Below are 16017 nucleotides of genomic sequence, written 5' to 3'. Positions count from 1 at the left end.
GTAAGCTTAATGTGTAATACTGGGGCAATCGAACATTTACTCTAGTAGGATACTCATGTCTGCATCATCAGCCAGCGAATACAGTGACATCGAAGAACGCGCTAATGCGATAACCCATGGTTTGGGCGTCGTACTTGGCGTAGTGGGCCTGATCCTGTTACTGATTCGTGCGTTTGATTACCAAGCTGACATGCTAACGGTTGCCAGTATGGCGGTGTATGGCAGCAGTATTATTCTGCTCTTTCTTGCTTCCACGTTGTACCACTCTATCACCACTGAGAAAACCAAGCGCTTACTCAAAACGCTCGATCACTGTGCGATTTATTTGCTGATCGCGGGCAGTTACACGCCTTTTCTCTTGGTGGGCTTAAGAACCCCATTAGCGATGGGCTTGATGGCGGTGATCTGGGGAATTGCGTTGGTGGGCATCATCATGAAGATTGCCTTTGTGTACCGATTCAAGCGCTTATCGTTATTCATTTACTTAGCGATGGGTTGGCTATCTTTGATTGTTGTTTATCAATTAGCGATGAACATCGATATAGGTGGTTTGGTGTTACTGGCGGTTGGCGGGGTGATTTACTCGCTGGGTGTCATTTTCTATGTGGCAAAACGCATCCCTTATAACCATGCCATCTGGCACCTGTTTGTGTTGGCGGGCTGCGCTTGCCATTTCTTCGCTATCTATCTGTTTGTGACACCGGTTTAGCGAGCCAGCACTTCAACGATTTCAGCTTTGATTTGATATTCTGGGTATTGATCAACAGCTAGGTTAAGCGACGTACCTTCGGCATCGGTTTTTGGTCGAAGGTAGGTATCTGCCATACGCTTTATCGATTTCCAAACCGCTACTGTTTTCTCTTCTAATAACTCACCACTTGGTGAATATACACCTAACTTCAAAGACACTAAGATGACAGCCTGCGTACCTTGGTTAGTAATAGCCGTAGGGATGATCAGCTCGCCGTCTTCATAGCGACTTGCACCTAGTACTACATCCACTCCTGATTGAGACAGCTGTAAGCTTGGCTTTTTACTATTAACCACAATCGTAGTACCACGCGTACTCGTTGCTACTGGGACAGCGACAACGGGTACTGCTGCGACTGGCGCCGTCGCTACCGCTGAAGTTATCTCTGTCGTTGTTGTTTCTTCTGTTTTATTTTCTGCCACATACAGCCAAGTAAAATCGTCTTTTAGTAACACTTGCTTGCCATCAGGCAATGTGACCATTTGATCAGCAAAGGCAGAGCTTACGAATACTGAGTTTGCGAGCAATGCGCTAGCGAGAAGTACGTATGATTTCATCTGTGTTTCCTTAAATATTCGCGTAATTAGCGTCGCCAAAAGGCAGGGAAAAATAGAACAATTAGCGTCAGTATCTCAAGTCGGCCCATCAACATACCTAAACTTAATAACCATTTAGCGGCGTCTGGCAGTGGTGCAAAGTTACCCGTTGGACCGATCACGTTACCCATGCCTGGGCCCACGTTGGCAACGGCTGTGATAGCGCCAGATATACTGGTTACAGGATCAAGCCCCATCGCGCTCAAGCCGCCTGCAATTAAGATAATCGTGATAAAGAACATCAAACCAAATGCCACGAGTGAACGCACAATATCGTCATTCACAGGTCGCTGATTGTAGCGTTGCACAAACACACCTGACGGATGAATCAGCTTCATCATTTGTTTGTGGAGCATGGTCATCGCGATCTGGAAGCGGAATATTTTAATACCACCAGAGGTAGAACCCGAGCAGGCCCCTGCCATCATTAGAAACGCAAACAGTGTGGTTGGTAGTGCGCCCCATGCGGTGAAGTCTTCTAAGCCAAAACCGGTTGTGGTGACGACGGATACGATGTTGAACATTGAGACACGTAGAGCATCCATCACACTATAACCATCTCTCATCACCAACCATGTGGAAATCACAGCACTGGTGACTAAGAATAGGTAAGTGAAACCTCTGACTTGCGCGTCTTTATAGAGTAATGAGAGCTTTCGGCCGCGAAGTGCACTGACAAACAGTAAGAACGGCAGGCCGCCAAGGAACATGAACGCAGTTCCGACCCAGTGGGCGCTGTTAGAGAAGTGATTCATTGAGCTATCTGAGGTTGAGTAACCGCCAGTCGAGAGCGTTGTGAATGCATGATTGATGGCATCAAAGACGCTCATTCCGGCAAACAGGTAACTCACCAAGCACAAGCCTGTCAGAACCAGATAAACCGCTACGATGTTCTTCGCGACGGTTTTTGCTCGTGGGCTGCTTTTATCTGACCAATCGGATGATTCGGTTTGGAACAGGCGCATACCACCAACGTTGAGCATTGGTAGAACTGCTACCGCCATAACGATAAAGCCGATGCCGCCTAACCATTGCAGTATTGAACGCCACAACAGAATGCTTGGTGCCATGCTGTCTAAGCCGCTTAATACGGTTGAGCCTGTCGTGGTTATACCAGACATGGTTTCGAAGTAGGCGTCCGTAAAGCTGATGTGGTTAATGAAGACAAATGGCAGGGCGGCAAAGGCGCTGGCAATTGTCCAAACCAAAGAGGTAATCAGGAACATGTCTCGCACCCCAAGTCGGAACTTAGCGGAGCGGCCCAAGCTCAAGCAGATGAACGCCACAATGTGCGTGATCACTACTGATTGACCAAACTCGAGGAAACCACCGGTGCCAGTAAAAAAGGCAACCAATGTGGGGATGTACATGAAAAGGGCGAGTTTTGATAACACTAACCCTATCACTAATAATATCGGACGAAAGTTGACCATAGCTTAATAGACCATAGCTTTAATTGATTACAGCTTTGTGCCGGAGCGTCGTTCTCACAAAAAGAAAGTTGCGAGAAGAAGCTTACGAGAACAAGGCTATAAGAAGAACGGGCTCGGTTGGAATAGAGACTCAACATCAGGTACGTATTTCTTGTCCACTAGGAACATCACTACGTGGTCATCCTGTTCGATTACGGTTCTATCGTGCGCGATAAGTACTTCTTCTCCGCGAACAATCGCACCAATGGTGGTGCCCGGTGGCAGTTTGATGTCTCCAATCGCTCGGCCAACAACCTTAGAGGTGGTTTCGTCACCGTGAGCAATCGCTTCGATCGCCTCTGCAGCGCCGCGACGTAGAGATGATACGTTTACGATATCAGCACGACGAACGTGAGTAAGCAGCGCAGAAATGGTCGCTTGCTGTGGCGAGATCGCAATATCAATCACACCGCCCTGAACAAGATCGACGTAAGCACCACGCTGAATCAGTACCATTACTTTCTTGGCACCCATTCGCTTCGCCAGCATTGCTGACATGATGTTGGTTTCATCTTCATTGGTTAGAGCGATGAACACATCAACTTGATCGATGTTCTCTTCGGTCAGCAGTTCTTGGTCGGCAGCATCACCACAGAATACGATGGTGTTTTCTAATTCTTCAGATAGCTTCTCGGCGCGAGTGTAGCTGCGCTCGATAAGCTTGATGCTGTAGCTTTGCTCAAGGCGTTTTGCCAAGCTTGCACCTATGTTACCGCCACCAACAATCATAATACGGCGGTAAGGCTTTTCTAGGCGTTGTAGTTCACTCATTACCGAGCGGATATGGTTACTCGCTGCCACGAAGAACACTTCATCATCGGCTTCAATGATGGTGGTACCTTGTGGGCGAATTGGTCGACCTTGACGGAAGATAGCGGCAACACGAGTATCAATGTGCGGCATGTGCTCACGCAAAGCAGACAGTGCGTTACCGACCAGTGGGCCACCGTAGTAGGCTTTTACCGCTACTAGGCTAACTTTCTGTTCAGCAAAGCTCACAACCTGCAATGCACCTGGATATTGAATCAGGCGCTCGATGTAGCTGGTGACGAGTTCTTCTGGGGCAATTAAATGATCAACCGGAATCGCCCCTGATTTGAAGAGTGCTTCTTTCTCTTCTAAATACTGTGGAGAGCGGATTCGGGCAATTCGGTTTGGCGTATTAAACAGAGAAAAGGCAACCTGACATGCGGCCATGTTGGTTTCATCCATGTTGGTTACCGCAACCAACATGTCGGCATCTTGCGCGCCCGCTTCACGTAGTGTGTTCGGGTGGCTGGCATAACCGTTTACAACCCTAAGGTCGTATTTGTCCTGAAGTTCACGAAGTCGGTCGGCATTACGGTCGACGATTGTGATGTCATTGTTTTCACCCACTAGGTTTTCAGCAAGGGTACCGCCAACTTGTCCAGCACCTAGAATAATGATCTTCATAGCCTTTCTCTTATTTTTTGCCGTTGTAATTCTAGTGATCTCTTTTCGCTTTGATAATGCACTAGAAAGAAACAGCGGCTAAGAAATAAATTCTTAGCCGCTGTTAGTTGTTATGCCTGTTTTACTAGAACTGCGTAGTAGAAGCCATCCATATCTTCTTCACCAGGCAGTATTTGACGACCCGGTTTTTCGATATCAGACCCAACCAGCGTTGCGTTCTCGGTACGCTCTAAGAAGGCTTTCACTTGCAGCACGTTTTCTTGCGGCGTGATAGAACATGTCGCATAAACCATGGTGCCGCCTTCTTTTAGCTGGCGCCACATTGCATCCAAGATCTCGCTTTGCAGCTCTGCTAGTGCATCAATATCAGATGCACGGCGTAGCCACTTAATGTCAGGGTGACGGCGAATTACACCGGTCGCTGAACATGGAGCATCAAGTAGGATGCGGTCGAACTGGTTGCCTGTCCACCACTCTTCAGGGTAGCGAGCATCACCACAGATTACGTCGGCACGCAGTTGTAGGCGTTCAAGGTTATCGTAAACGCGGTCTAGGCGTTTAATATCACTGTCGATTGCAACCACTTCAGTGTCTTGAGTATGTTCAAGAATGTGTGCAGTTTTACCACCAGGTGCTGCGCAGCAATCTAGGATTAGCTCACCATCTTTTGGTGTTAGGAAATCAACGGAAAGCTGAGCTGCAGCATCTTGTACCGATACCCAGCCTCTGTCGAAGCCAGGAAGCAAAGTAACGTCACAAGGTGAGGCTAATTTTATGGCATCAGCTGCTTCAGGGTGCAGTGTGTATTCAATGTTTTCGTTTTTAAGCAGTTCAACATACTCGTCACGAGTGTGGTGTTGGCGGTTTACGCGCAGCCACATTGGTGCCTTGTTATTGTTTGCTTCAACCAATTGCTCCCACTGATCTGGGTAGCTCTCTTGAAGCATTTTTAGAATCCAGCTTGGATGGCTGTATTTACCAGCATTGTGGCTAACGGCTTTCTCGTCTAGTTCTTCTTGATCGCGCAGATAGCTGCGAAGTACGGCATTGATCAAACCACTGAGGCTTGGGCCGCGCAGTGTTTTGGTTGCTTCAACTGTTTCAGCAACGGCGGCATGCGAAGGAATTCGCATAAAGCCCAACTGATAAATGCCTACTAAGATCAGGTGATGGAAGACGCGCTTTTTACCTTTAAGCGAGTTTTCCATCAGTTCGTTAGCGATTGACTCTAAGCGAGGCAGGTAACGAAGTGCGCCGTAGCAAATCTCTTGCAGTAGAGCATGGTCTCGCGGACGGATCGTTTTTTGAGCCGCAGGGAGAGCGTGTGAAAGAGAGTGGCCTTTATCGACAACTTGGAATAGGACATTTGCAGCAGCAGCGCGAACATTCATGAGGGGTACCGAATATTTATTTGAATACATGAGGGCATCTCTGCCCTCGTAAAGGTTTTCTAAACTGTGTTTTTATAAGCTACACATTTCTAAGTTCATATTGAGTAGCTTTAAAGCGGTTAAGAAAGTTGAGTACCAACTTCAAACCAGCTTGCACGTGAGTTCAAGATGTCTTGAACTGACATGGCTTTTTTACCTGGAACTTGCAGTTGTTCCAAAACCAGTACTTTGTCGCCAGTCGCAACATAGATACCCGTTTTATCTGCTTTGATGATTGAACCAGTTGGCGCAGACGTTGATTCTTGGTCAACACGTGTCTGCCAAACTTTAATGCTTTTTTCATCATTAGAGCTGCTATCAACAACCGCAAAGTGGCTCATTGGCCATGGATTGAAAGCGCGCACACAACGTTCGATGTGTTCTGCACTGTCATTCCAATCAATTTTAGCTTCTTCTTTGCTTAGCTTCTTCGCGTAGTTAGCAAGTTCGTCGTCTTGCTTTTCTGCGACGGCTTTACCTGAAGCGATGTTTGCTAAACAATCAACAAGAGCATCAGGGCCAAGGCCAGCCAACTTCTCGTACATTGAAGCGCTCGTATCTGTAGCTTCGATTGGTAGCGTTGCGATGCTTAGCATATCCCCCGTATCTAGGCCGATATCCATCTGCATGATCGTCACGCCAGTCTCTTTATCGCCCGCCCAGATAGAGCGTTGGATCGGAGCAGCACCACGCCAGCGCGGTAGGATCGAGCCATGCACGTTGATACAACCCAAGCGAGGTGTATCTAATACAGCTTGTGGAAGAAGCAAGCCGTAAGCTACGACAACCATGATGTCAGCATTCAAATCTGCTAGCTCTTGCTTAGCTTCATCTGACTTGAAGTTTTCGGGTTGGTAAACCGGAATATTATTTTCAAGTGCGATGTTTTTTACTGGACTCGCAGTCAGTTTTTTACCGCGGCCTGCTGGACGATCTGGCTGTGTGTAAACAGCAATAACTTCATGCTCCGAAGACAACAACGCCGCCAAGTGACGGGCGGCGAAATCCGGAGTACCTGCGAAGACAATTCTTAAAGATTGACTCAAGGTAGACTTCCTTCTTAATTTAGTAATAGCAGCGGTTATTAACCTTGTTTCTCGTTGAAACGTTTAATCTTCGCTAGCTTATCTTGAATACGTTTGCGTTTTAGTGGCGATAGGTAATCAACAAACAACTTGCCTTCTAGGTGGTCAAGTTCGTGCTGAACACAGATAGCCAATAGATCATCGGCGTCGAATGTGAATTCGTTGCCATCGCGATCTAGTGCTTTAACCGTTACTTCTGCAGCGCGAGGTACTAGAGCTCGAGCGCCTGGTACAGATAGACAGCCTTCTTCGATACCATCTTCGCCACGTTTGTCGGTAATTTCAGGGTTGATCAGAACCATAGGCTCGTCACGTGTTTCTGAAATATCGATAACAACGATGCGCTGGTGGAAATCTACTTGCGTTGCAGCAAGGCCGATACCTTCTTCGTCGTACATGGTTTCAATCATGTCATCAACGAACTTTTGAATCTCTGGGGTAACTTCTTTTACCGGTTTCGCCACGGTACGTAGACGATCATCTGGTAATGTTAATACTTGTAATACAGACATATACACTCGAAATATTGAACTGTGCCGAAACAGCTTAAACCTTGTTGGCTCAATTCTAGACATTTTAGAGGTCAAATGACAGCATCCTGAAGTTAATTCTCTAATCAGATGTCATATATTCAGACCAAGGAACCTAGGTCATGCGTCATTTTTCTCCCACTTTTTCTCTTATTTGTGCCTCGCTTTCGTTCGTCGTTATGGCTGAAAATAGTGAGCAACCTTTAACCATTAAACAAGGCGCACCCGAGGCGTATGTGGTGGTTAAGGGGGATACCTTATGGGATATCTCCGCGATGTATCTCGATAGCCCTTGGTTGTGGCCAAGGCTATGGCAGGTAAACCCTGAAATAGAAAACCCTCACCTTATTTACCCCGGAGATAAATTGTCTCTGGTTTGGATTAATGGCGAGCCTGTGTTGAGCCTCAAACCCGTCATAAAGCTAAGCCCTAAGATTCGTGTATCAGAGAAGAAAGCAGTACCTACCGTGAATGAGGGGCTTGTTCTACCGTATCTACAATCTGATCGCTTGGTTGAACAGCAAGATATTCAATCGGCGCAACGAGTATTGGGGACGAGTGATGGCAAGCGTTTCTTATCAGGTGAAGACCGATTGTTTATTTCTGGGAACCAGCAGCATCAAAAATGGGGTATCTACCGTGCCGTCGAGACTTATCAAAGGCAACAACCTCAAGCGAGTATTACCTCTTTGCGTTTGGTCGCCACGGCGCGCTTGAAAGAGGTGGATGCTGAGTTCAGTAGTTTACAGATAGAGACTCAACTGCAAGAGGTGTTACTTAATGACCTCGTGTTACCTGAACTTGGCGTTGATCAGGTGAAGCTCTCAACCACGTTTTACCCTACGCCTAGTGCTGCGGGTCAGTTTGCCAATATCTTGGGTTCATTAGATGGCAGCCAATACAGCGCAAAGAATCAGGTGGTTGTTATCAATAAAGGCTCACAGGACAATCTTCGCCAAGGCTCTATGTTTACCCTCAGCGAAAGCGGCGCCGTGGTGTTTGGTAAGCAAGGTGAATACAGCTACAAAGAGTCTGCGGCGAGCGATAAGGTGCAATTACCAAGTACCTCACTCGGTAGTTTGATGGTCATCCGCCCTTACGAGTATTTTAGCCTCGCCCTGATTACTCAGAGCTCTAAGCCTGTTAGCAATGACATTCTGGCGGTATCGCCTGTGGATCTTGTTTTGACGGAACAAGTTAAGGGCACCGAGTGAATGAGCAACAACTGAGTGCTTGGCTAACTCTAAGTTTTGTTCCGCAATTGGGTGGCAAGCGACTTTCTCGGCTGCTGAGCATTGATTCCCCTTCGAATATTGTTAGTTACTCAAGTCAGCAACTGCAAGCGCTTGGTTTGTCTGCCAAGCAAATTGCCTATCTAAGAGAGCAAGCCCCGAGAGAAGTGGAGGCTTGCCTAGAGTGGCAAGCAAGACAACCCAACCATCACATCATTACCCCGAATTGCTCGCATTATCCCAAACTGCTGAATGAGACCGCCTCTGCGCCAAGCGTGCTTTTTGTTAAAGGTCACGTTGAAAAGCTGATTGAGCCTCAAATCGCTATGGTCGGCAGTCGCAATGCCAGTCTCGAAGGGCTGCAAACCGCGAAGTCCTTCGCCAAAGAGTTCGTCCAAAACGGTTTGATTGTCACCAGTGGCTTAGCGCTCGGTATTGATGGTTATGCTCATGATGGTGCTCTAGATAAAGGTGGGGAAACTTTTGCTGTGTTGGGTTCTGGCTTGGATTCCATTTATCCTGCGCGACACAGAAATTTAGCCGATAAGATCTGTGAAAATGGTGCGTTGATTTCAGAGTTTCGCCCAAGTGCCAAACCACGACCTGAACATTTCCCTCGCCGTAACCGTATTATAAGTGGGTTATCGCTCGGAACCTTGGTGGTTGAAGCGGCTGAGAAGAGTGGTTCTTTGATTACAGCTCGCTATGCCATGGAGCAAGGCCGAGAGGTGTTTGCGCTTCCTGGCTCTATTCATAATCCAACCAGTCGAGGAGGAAATAGCTTAATCAAAGCTGGAGCATGCTTAGTACAGAGTGCACAAGATGTTCTGATTGAGATAAAGAGTCTGCTAGACTGGTCTATCGATCAGCAACCCAGCTTGTTCGAACCTACGCTCAGTATGGGGGAAAATGAACAATTGCCATTTCCACAGCTGTTAGCTAACGTAGGGTTAGAGGCGACACCCGTTGATATTTTGGCACAGAGAACCCATATACCTGTGCATGAGGTCATGATGCAGCTTTTAGAGCTTGAGCTCTCAGGGCATGTTGTTGCAGTTTCCGGTGGCTATATTCGAAAGGGGAGAGGCTAAGCTATGATGATGGACATACTGATGTACTTGTTTGAAACCTACATCCATAGCGATTCTGAATTGCAGGTGGATCAAGATGAGCTGGAAGATGAGCTTCTTCGAGCAGGGTTTCACCAAGATGATATTTATAAGGCCCTCCATTGGTTAGAAGATCTTGCGGCATTGCAAGATACTGAGAATCAAGCGGCGATTACTATGTGTTCTAATACCTCGATGCGTATTTATACCAGTCGAGAAATTTCACGTATTAATATGGAGTGTCGAGGCTTCTTACTGTTCCTTGAGCAGATCAATGTCCTCACGACAGAGATTCGTGAAATGGTGATTGATCGTGTGATGGGGCTTGAGACCAACGAATTTGAATTGGATGATCTGAAATGGATTATCTTAATGGTGCTATTTAATGTGCCGGGTAATGAAAGTGCTTACACGCAAATGGAAGAGCTGTTGTACACCAAAGAGCAAGGTATCTTGCATTAATACAGGCTTGTCATGAGTAGTAAGATTGATAATCAGCTTTTTTCGGCACATGAACATGCATTAGAGCATGAACCATGTCCACAGTGTGGTGGAGAGCTTCAGCTTCGCCATGGTAAGCACGGCCCATTTTTAGGCTGTAAGCAGTATCCTAGCTGTGATTACATCAAGCCTCTGCATCAGAACGATGGCCACGTAGTGAAAGAGCTGGGTGTACCGTGTCCTAAATGCCAAAACGAATTGGTATTAAGGCAAGGTCGCTTTGGTATGTTCATTGGTTGTAGTAGCTACCCAACGTGTAATCACATCGAATCTTTGGACCAACCAAAAGAACAACCTGAAGAGCAGCCACTTGTTGCTTGTCCTGAGTGTGGCAGAGGCCATTTGGTTGAGCGTAAATCTCGCTATGGCAAAACCTTCTATGCGTGCGATAACTACCCTAAGTGTAAGTTCGCCGTTAATCAGCCACCTGTTATAGGTCGTTGTGAAGAGTGTCAGTTCCCGCTGTTGCTGGAGAAGAAAACGGCCAGTGGCACTAAGAAGCAATGTGCTGATCGCAAGTGTCATCACATTCAATCTCAATAACTTGATGTTATAGACAAAAAACGGCGCTCAATGAGCGCCGTTTCTATATCCAATAAACGTTCTATATTCATCAAGCAATGTAGATTTACTTCATCTGCTCAGCAAATTCATGCACAGCAGGGTAGGCTTGCTTATCGAGAATGTCTGCCAGTGAGCATAGCGCTCTTTGCAGCTCTGCGTTGTAGTCAGCGCTCACGTTAATGTGGCCCATCTTACGACCTGCACGCTTCTCTTTACCATACCAATGAACATGACAACCACCTTGAGCAAGAATTGCTTCAGGTAGGGTATCTTCACCAAGGATGTTGATCATTGCGGTTGGACGAATCAGCTTAGTGCTGCCTAATGGCATCCCACATACGGCACGTAGATGGTTTTCAAACTGACAAGTTTCAGCGCCTTGTTGTGTCCAGTGGCCAGAGTTATGAACACGTGGTGCAATCTCATTCACCAGCAGTGAACCTTGAACATCAAAGAACTCTAGCGCGAGTACGCCAACGTAATCTAAGCGTTCAGCAATGGCAGTGAACATGGCTTTCGCTTGCTCTTGCAGTTCAATGTCATCAATCGCTGTCGATAAGCTCAACACGCCATCGGTGTGAACATTTTCAGCCAGTGGGTACACTTGAATCTCGCCATTGGTACCACGAGCACCAACCAGTGATACTTCGCGGTCAAATGGAACAAACTCTTCAGCCACAATGGCTTGGTTGTCTGTTGCGGCAATGCACTCAGCCATTTCTGTCCAAGTCGCGTCAACATTATCTAATGTCTTTAAGCGCCACTGGCCTTTGCCATCGTAACCGCCAAGTGTGCTCTTCAATACCATTGGTAAGCCAACGTGAGCGATCGCAGCGTCAAAGTCTTCGCGAGAGTTAATCACGTAGTACTTAGCATTTTTCACGCTTGCTTCGTCTAACAGAGCTTTTTCAAGGCGACGGTCACCACCGGCTTTGATTGCTTCTGTTGTCGGTAAGAATTTACCGCTGCGCTCGCATACCTCAAGAACATCGTGAGGGATATGCTCGAACTCGGCAGTAATCACATCCGCACGCTCAATCGCATTTTCTAAGCCGTTGCCCAGAATCGCTTGCGTTAATGGGTGAACAATATTTTTGCTGCCAACATCAAAAGCAGAAATTTCAATATTCAGCGGTGCCCCAGCTAGGGACATCATGCGAGCAAGTTGGCCCGCGCCTAACACAAGAACATGCATGGGAATTAGTCCTCTGCAGGGTTAGGATTAGCAAGAACCGTTTCTGTTTGCTCAGAGCGGAACGCTTCTACTTTTGCCATTACTTCTTCATTGTGTGTACCAATGATTTGAGCTGCTAGGATGCCTGCATTGGCAGCACCAGCTTCACCGATAGCCAAAGTACCTACCGCAATACCTTTTGGCATTTGTACGATAGAAAGCAGTGAGTCCATGCCCTTCAGTGCTTTAGACTGAACAGGAACACCTAAAACAGGTACGCTTGTGAAAGCTGCAGCCATGCCCGGAAGATGCGCAGCACCGCCAGCACCAGCAATAATTACTTTAATACCGCGCTCTTTCGCACTGGTTGCGTAGTCAGCAAGCAACTGAGGTGTGCGGTGAGCAGAAACCACTTTTGTTTCGTACGCCACGCCAAACTGATCCAACATTTCTGCAGCTAGCTTCATTGTTGGCCAATCAGATTTAGAACCCATGATAATACCGACAGTCATCTCAAACTCCTTCAGGTACGATTTAATTAGTGATTAGATATTTTGCGCGCATTATACGGGTAAAATTGCTTAAGGAAAACGTTTGCGTCAGTCTAAGTTGTTAATTGATACATTTTATAAACAAATAGCTTTAGTCACAGTGAATGATAATTTGTACACTTAGCGAGTTCGATAACAGAATTAATGAGGCAACCCTTGGATAACTTTCAACATACTTTGCAGGCATTACAACAAGGTGAAGTCATTGCTTACCCGACTGAAGGCGTTTTTGGGGTCGGTTGTGATCCCGATAATCCACAAGCCATTAAGAAATTGCTCGATTTAAAACAGCGGCCGATGGAGAAAGGGTTGATCCTAATTGCTGCGAGTTACGAGCAGTTGCTGCCCTATATTGACGAAAGCCAGTTGACGGAAGCGCAGTTAGCGACCGTAAAAGCAACATGGCCGGGACCAGTGACTTGGATAATGCCAACCAGCAGTAAAGTAACTGACTGGGTCAGTGGCCAATTTGAATCCATCGCGGTGCGAGTGACGGATCACCCTTTAGTTCAAAGAATGTGTAATGAATTCGGTAAGCCGTTAACCTCGACCAGTGCTAACCTGACAGGTGAACCGCCTTGTATGACGACTGAAGAAGTTCAACAGCAACTTGGCCAACATTTGGTGGCTATTTTAAAAGGTCAAACGGGTGGTCGTGAGAAGCCAAGCGAAATTAGAGATGCAAAAACGTCGAAAATATTAAGACAGGGTTAAACCCTGCAGAGGAAGAAAGATGTCAGCAATTGATAAAGAAGCAGTAAAACAGTTTTTACTGAGCCTACAAGATTCGATTTGCCAGCAGCTTGAGCAAGCTGATGGTACTGCACTGTTTGAAGAGGATGCATGGGAGCGTGAACCTGGCGAGCGCCTTGGTGGCGGTGGTCGAACTCGTGTGATGACCAACGGTGCGGTATTTGAACAAGGTGGGGTTAACTTCTCTCACGTAGCGGGTAAGGCGATGCCAGCCTCAGCCACCGCTCATCGCCCTGAATTAGCCGGACGCAAGTTTGAGGCGATGGGGGTATCATTAGTTATCCACCCTAAAAACCCATATATCCCTACCTCACACGCGAACGTTCGATTCTTCATAGCAGAAAAAGAAGGGGAAGACCCGATTTGGTGGTTTGGTGGTGGTTTTGACTTAACGCCATTTTATCCTGTCGACGAAGACTGCCAATCTTGGCATCAAACAGCCAAAGATCTTTGTGCGCCATTTGGTGATGATGTTTATCAAGAGCACAAAGAGTGGTGTGATAAGTACTTCTATCTGCCTCACCGAGACGAAACACGTGGTGTGGGTGGTCTGTTCTTTGATGATCTTAACGAGTGGGGCTTTGAAAAGAGCTTTGCTTATATGCAGGCGGTCGGTGAAGGTTTTGCAGCCGCATACTTACCAATTGTAGAACGACGCAAAGAGACGCCTTATGGTGAGCGCGAGCGTGATTTCCAACTTTATCGTCGTGGTCGCTATGTTGAATTTAACTTAGTGTATGACCGTGGCACCCTATTTGGTCTACAAAGCGGTGGTCGTACAGAGTCTATATTGATGTCGATGCCGCCATTGGCTCGCTGGGAATACCGCTACGAACCACAAGCGGGTTCACCAGAAGCTCTGCTTTATAGCGACTACCTAAAGCCTCGAGTTTGGTAGTTCTTCCTTCCTTATAGGGATAGTGATAGGGTCATCTATATAGATGACCCTTTTTTATTTCTGTTAGGTAAGGATATGACACAGCAAGTAGATCGTTATGCCGTTTTCGGTAACCCTATTGGGCAAAGCAAATCGCCATTCATTCACACATTATTTGCTCGCCAAACCAGCCAACAACTTACCTATACAGCATTACAGCCAGAGCATGGTGAATTTATCACTGCTGCCAAAGCCTTTTTCAGCGAAGGTGGTCGAGGATGTAACGTAACAGCACCTTTTAAAGAAGATGCCTATCAGTTTGCTAATCGCCTAACTGAGAGGGCTGAACTGGCCGGTGCCGTAAATACCCTTAAGAAGTTAGATGATGGAGAGATCATTGGTGATAACACCGATGGTGAGGGTTTAGTTCAAGACCTACTTCAACATCAAGTCACGCTAAAAGGAGCACGTGTTCTTCTTCTTGGCGCTGGTGGTGCTGCGAGAGGAGTGATTCAACCTCTTCTCGACCAAAAGCCAAAACAGCTGGTGGTCGCTAATCGAACTAGCTCCAAGGCAGAACTATTGGCTGAGATGTTTTCGTCGCATGGCAACATCAAGGGGATGGGGTTAAGTGATGTAAGTGATGGCTTTGATGTCATTATTAACTCGACTTCGTCTGGTCTAAGCGGGCAGCTTCCTGAAGTGTCTGATGCTATTTTCAATTCTACTAGCGCCGTTTATGACATGGTTTATGGATCGGGAACCACAGTATTCAATCAATGGGCATTAGATAATAGTGTTCATGCTGCTTATGATGGTTTGGGTATGTTGGTGGGGCAGGCAGCAGAGAGTTTTATGCTTTGGCGTGGTCTTCGTCCGGGAACAAAACAGATTTTAAGAGAACTACGTAAAAACCTAGAGATGTAATGAGGTATTTATAAAAAATGAATCAATCAATCCTATTTCCTGATATCCAAGATTGGGATGAAGAAAATCAATCAATCATATTCCCAGCACAGCAGTCTGGCGCACTAATTGAGTGTGTTATGTCTATTGAAGAGCTGTCTCGATTGGCAGGTAAAGATATAGAAGAAGGCGATCAAGCTTTAGTTATCTTTTCAGAGTTACGTTTTGATATTGAAGAACTAGCTGAAGAGTTAATAGAAGAAGAGGAGTATGACTCCTCTAATCGGATTCAAATCAAAATGCTTTAGACTGGCAGCACAGAGTCTAGATAGTCGTTTTTATTCTGAACATAGTTGTCAGCTGACTTCTGTAAAAAGGTACGCTCTTTATCATTTAATGGGCGTGCTTGTTTTACTGGGCTTCCTACATATAGATAACCGCTTTCAAGTACCTTATTAGGTGGAACCAAGCTACCAGCACCAATCATCACTTCTTCTTTAATAATCACGCCATCAAGCACGATAGCTCCCATGCCAACAAGTACGCGATCTTCAATAGTACAGCCATGCAGCATTACTTTATGTCCGATAGTGACATCATTACCTATTAGTAGAGGATAACCTTCAGGGTTGTCAGCATTCTTATGGGTGACGTGCAAAATGCTGCCGTCTTGGATATTCGTTCTATCTCCAATATGAATGTGGTTCACATCTCCTCGAGCTGCAACCAAAGGCCACACGCTAGAGTCGTCACCGATTTTGATATCACCAACCAGTACCGAACTTGTATCTATATAGACACCTTGTCCAATCTGAGGGGATATTCCTTTATAACTGCGTATTGAACTCATAAGTCCTCCTTTATATAGGTACCTTAAGCCCTTAATTAAGGGGAATACTAGTGATAATGAGGTGTTTTGAACAAAAAACGCTCGAACAATCAAAAAAGTAAGAAAAACTTCAAAAAGGGCTTGCCAGTGTGATCGAAATCTCTATAATGCGACCTCGTTGAAACGGGAAGGCTTCTTAGGAAACCAAAACGAACCAACAAGC

General features: G+C 46.3%; 18 protein-coding genes. 9 read left to right on the top strand and 9 right to left on the bottom strand.

All coding sequences use genetic code 11. The features are described 5' to 3' along the window. Window positions 1-55 precede the first annotated feature (55 nt). A complete protein-coding gene (locus L3V35_RS23455; RefSeq protein ID WP_004735763.1) occupies window positions 56-709 on the top strand; it encodes a hemolysin III family protein in 654 nt (217 codons plus the stop codon). On the opposite strand, the gene L3V35_RS23450 is transcribed toward L3V35_RS23455, so the two are convergent. The 6 genes from L3V35_RS23450 to def form a co-directional block, all read right to left on the bottom strand. Then, window positions 706-1308 (bottom strand): DUF3157 family protein, encoded by a 603-nt coding sequence (locus L3V35_RS23450; protein ID WP_237300726.1) that lies wholly within the window; start codon window positions 1306-1308, stop codon window positions 706-708. The genes L3V35_RS23455 and L3V35_RS23450 overlap by 4 nt on opposite strands. 26 nt (window positions 1309-1334) lie before the next feature. After that, the gene (locus L3V35_RS23445; RefSeq protein WP_237300725.1) at window positions 1335-2780 is read right to left on the bottom strand and encodes a TrkH family potassium uptake protein; all 1446 of its coding nucleotides are present in this window, start codon (window positions 2778-2780) and stop codon (window positions 1335-1337) included. Window positions 2781-2876: 96 nt separating this feature from the next. Continuing rightward, window positions 2877-4253, bottom strand: a complete 1377-nt coding sequence (trkA, locus tag L3V35_RS23440) for a Trk system potassium transporter TrkA (RefSeq protein ID WP_004735766.1) — start codon at window positions 4251-4253, stop codon at window positions 2877-2879. A 110-nt stretch (window positions 4254-4363) separates the two neighbouring features. Further along, on the bottom strand, window positions 4364-5644 hold the full coding sequence (rsmB, locus tag L3V35_RS23435) for a 16S rRNA (cytosine(967)-C(5))-methyltransferase RsmB (protein WP_054548306.1): 1281 nt from the start codon (window positions 5642-5644) through the stop codon (window positions 4364-4366). A 119-nt stretch (window positions 5645-5763) separates the two neighbouring features. Then, complete coding sequence (gene fmt, locus L3V35_RS23430) at window positions 5764-6729, bottom strand: methionyl-tRNA formyltransferase (protein WP_237300724.1); 966 nt, start codon at window positions 6727-6729, stop codon at window positions 5764-5766. Window positions 6730-6767: 38 nt separating this feature from the next. Beyond that, on the bottom strand, window positions 6768-7280 hold the full coding sequence (def, locus tag L3V35_RS23425; RefSeq protein ID WP_048611208.1) for a peptide deformylase: 513 nt from the start codon (window positions 7278-7280) through the stop codon (window positions 6768-6770). Between the two features lie 140 nt (window positions 7281-7420). Between def and L3V35_RS23420 the strand changes: the two genes are divergently transcribed. The 4 genes from L3V35_RS23420 to L3V35_RS23405 are packed head-to-tail and all read left to right on the top strand — an operon-like array spanning window position 7421 to window position 10683. After that, entirely contained in the window at window positions 7421-8512 is a 1092-nt protein-coding gene (locus L3V35_RS23420) for a LysM peptidoglycan-binding domain-containing protein (protein WP_237300723.1), read from the top strand. Beyond that, complete coding sequence (gene dprA / locus L3V35_RS23415) at window positions 8509-9621, top strand: DNA-processing protein DprA (RefSeq protein WP_237300722.1); 1113 nt, start codon at window positions 8509-8511, stop codon at window positions 9619-9621. The genes L3V35_RS23420 and dprA overlap by 4 nt, the downstream gene beginning before the upstream one ends. A gap of 3 nt (window positions 9622-9624) precedes the next feature. Further along, window positions 9625-10101 (top strand): DUF494 family protein, encoded by a 477-nt coding sequence (locus L3V35_RS23410; protein ID WP_059022081.1) that lies wholly within the window; start codon window positions 9625-9627, stop codon window positions 10099-10101. Window positions 10102-10113: 12 nt separating this feature from the next. Then, window positions 10114-10683, top strand: a complete 570-nt coding sequence (locus tag L3V35_RS23405; protein ID WP_004735775.1) for a topoisomerase DNA-binding C4 zinc finger domain-containing protein — start codon at window positions 10114-10116, stop codon at window positions 10681-10683. An 85-nt stretch (window positions 10684-10768) separates the two neighbouring features. Here L3V35_RS23405 and L3V35_RS23400 read toward each other — a convergent pair whose 3' ends face one another. Together L3V35_RS23400 and purE are read right to left on the bottom strand one after the other, a co-directional pair. Continuing rightward, window positions 10769-11899 (bottom strand): 5-(carboxyamino)imidazole ribonucleotide synthase, encoded by a 1131-nt coding sequence (locus L3V35_RS23400; protein ID WP_237300721.1) that lies wholly within the window; start codon window positions 11897-11899, stop codon window positions 10769-10771. A gap of 5 nt (window positions 11900-11904) precedes the next feature. Continuing rightward, window positions 11905-12390, bottom strand: coding sequence for a 5-(carboxyamino)imidazole ribonucleotide mutase (gene purE / locus L3V35_RS23395; protein WP_004735777.1), 486 nt, complete (start codon window positions 12388-12390; stop codon window positions 11905-11907). 195 nt (window positions 12391-12585) lie between these two features. On the opposite strand from purE, the gene L3V35_RS23390 reads away from it, so the two are divergent. From L3V35_RS23390 to L3V35_RS23375, 4 genes are all read left to right on the top strand, one after another. Continuing rightward, on the top strand, window positions 12586-13143 hold the full coding sequence (locus L3V35_RS23390; RefSeq protein ID WP_054548301.1) for an L-threonylcarbamoyladenylate synthase: 558 nt from the start codon (window positions 12586-12588) through the stop codon (window positions 13141-13143). A 19-nt stretch (window positions 13144-13162) separates the two neighbouring features. Beyond that, window positions 13163-14080, top strand: coding sequence for an oxygen-dependent coproporphyrinogen oxidase (gene hemF / locus L3V35_RS23385; RefSeq protein WP_054548300.1), 918 nt, complete (start codon window positions 13163-13165; stop codon window positions 14078-14080). 75 nt (window positions 14081-14155) lie between these two features. Next, on the top strand, window positions 14156-14986 hold the full coding sequence (gene aroE / locus L3V35_RS23380; RefSeq protein ID WP_054548299.1) for a shikimate dehydrogenase: 831 nt from the start codon (window positions 14156-14158) through the stop codon (window positions 14984-14986). Between the two features lie 17 nt (window positions 14987-15003). Next, the gene (locus L3V35_RS23375; RefSeq protein ID WP_054548298.1) at window positions 15004-15273 is read left to right on the top strand and encodes a DUF1488 domain-containing protein; all 270 of its coding nucleotides are present in this window, start codon (window positions 15004-15006) and stop codon (window positions 15271-15273) included. On the opposite strand, the gene L3V35_RS23370 is transcribed toward L3V35_RS23375, so the two are convergent. Next, a complete protein-coding gene (locus L3V35_RS23370) occupies window positions 15270-15815 on the bottom strand; it encodes a gamma carbonic anhydrase family protein (protein ID WP_054548297.1) in 546 nt (181 codons plus the stop codon). The two genes, L3V35_RS23375 and L3V35_RS23370, sit on opposite strands and share 4 nt — an antisense overlap. Window positions 15816-16017 lie beyond the last annotated feature (202 nt).

Origin of the sequence: Vibrio sp. L5-1, from assembly GCF_021728315.1 — a bacterium.
Taxonomy (GTDB): domain Bacteria; phylum Pseudomonadota; class Gammaproteobacteria; order Enterobacterales; family Vibrionaceae; genus Vibrio; species Vibrio splendidus_K.
Note: the sequence above shows the minus strand (reverse complement) of the source record. Positions and strands in the feature narration are given on the sequence as shown.

Excerpts from the sequence above, each read along its gene's own strand:
- L3V35_RS23455 (WP_004735763.1), top strand. The coding sequence starts at position 56 with ATGTCTGCATCATCAGCCAGCGAATACAGTGACATCGAAGAACGCGCT.
- L3V35_RS23450 (WP_237300726.1), bottom strand. The coding sequence starts at position 1,308 with ATGAAATCATACGTACTTCTCGCTAGCGCATTGCTCGCAAACTCAGTA.
- L3V35_RS23445 (WP_237300725.1), bottom strand. The coding sequence starts at position 2,780 with ATGGTCAACTTTCGTCCGATATTATTAGTGATAGGGTTAGTGTTATCA.
- trkA (WP_004735766.1), bottom strand. The coding sequence starts at position 4,253 with ATGAAGATCATTATTCTAGGTGCTGGACAAGTTGGCGGTACCCTTGCT.
- rsmB (WP_054548306.1), bottom strand. The coding sequence starts at position 5,644 with ATGAATGTTCGCGCTGCTGCTGCAAATGTCCTATTCCAAGTTGTCGAT.
- def (WP_048611208.1), bottom strand. The coding sequence starts at position 7,280 with ATGTCTGTATTACAAGTATTAACATTACCAGATGATCGTCTACGTACC.
- L3V35_RS23420 (WP_237300723.1), top strand. The coding sequence starts at position 7,421 with ATGCGTCATTTTTCTCCCACTTTTTCTCTTATTTGTGCCTCGCTTTCG.
- L3V35_RS23410 (WP_059022081.1), top strand. The coding sequence starts at position 9,625 with ATGATGATGGACATACTGATGTACTTGTTTGAAACCTACATCCATAGC.
- L3V35_RS23405 (WP_004735775.1), top strand. The coding sequence starts at position 10,114 with ATGAGTAGTAAGATTGATAATCAGCTTTTTTCGGCACATGAACATGCA.
- L3V35_RS23400 (WP_237300721.1), bottom strand. The coding sequence starts at position 11,899 with ATGCATGTTCTTGTGTTAGGCGCGGGCCAACTTGCTCGCATGATGTCC.
- purE (WP_004735777.1), bottom strand. The coding sequence starts at position 12,390 with ATGACTGTCGGTATTATCATGGGTTCTAAATCTGATTGGCCAACAATG.
- hemF (WP_054548300.1), top strand. The coding sequence starts at position 13,163 with ATGTCAGCAATTGATAAAGAAGCAGTAAAACAGTTTTTACTGAGCCTA.
- aroE (WP_054548299.1), top strand. The coding sequence starts at position 14,156 with ATGACACAGCAAGTAGATCGTTATGCCGTTTTCGGTAACCCTATTGGG.
- L3V35_RS23375 (WP_054548298.1), top strand. The coding sequence starts at position 15,004 with ATGAATCAATCAATCCTATTTCCTGATATCCAAGATTGGGATGAAGAA.
- L3V35_RS23370 (WP_054548297.1), bottom strand. The coding sequence starts at position 15,815 with ATGAGTTCAATACGCAGTTATAAAGGAATATCCCCTCAGATTGGACAA.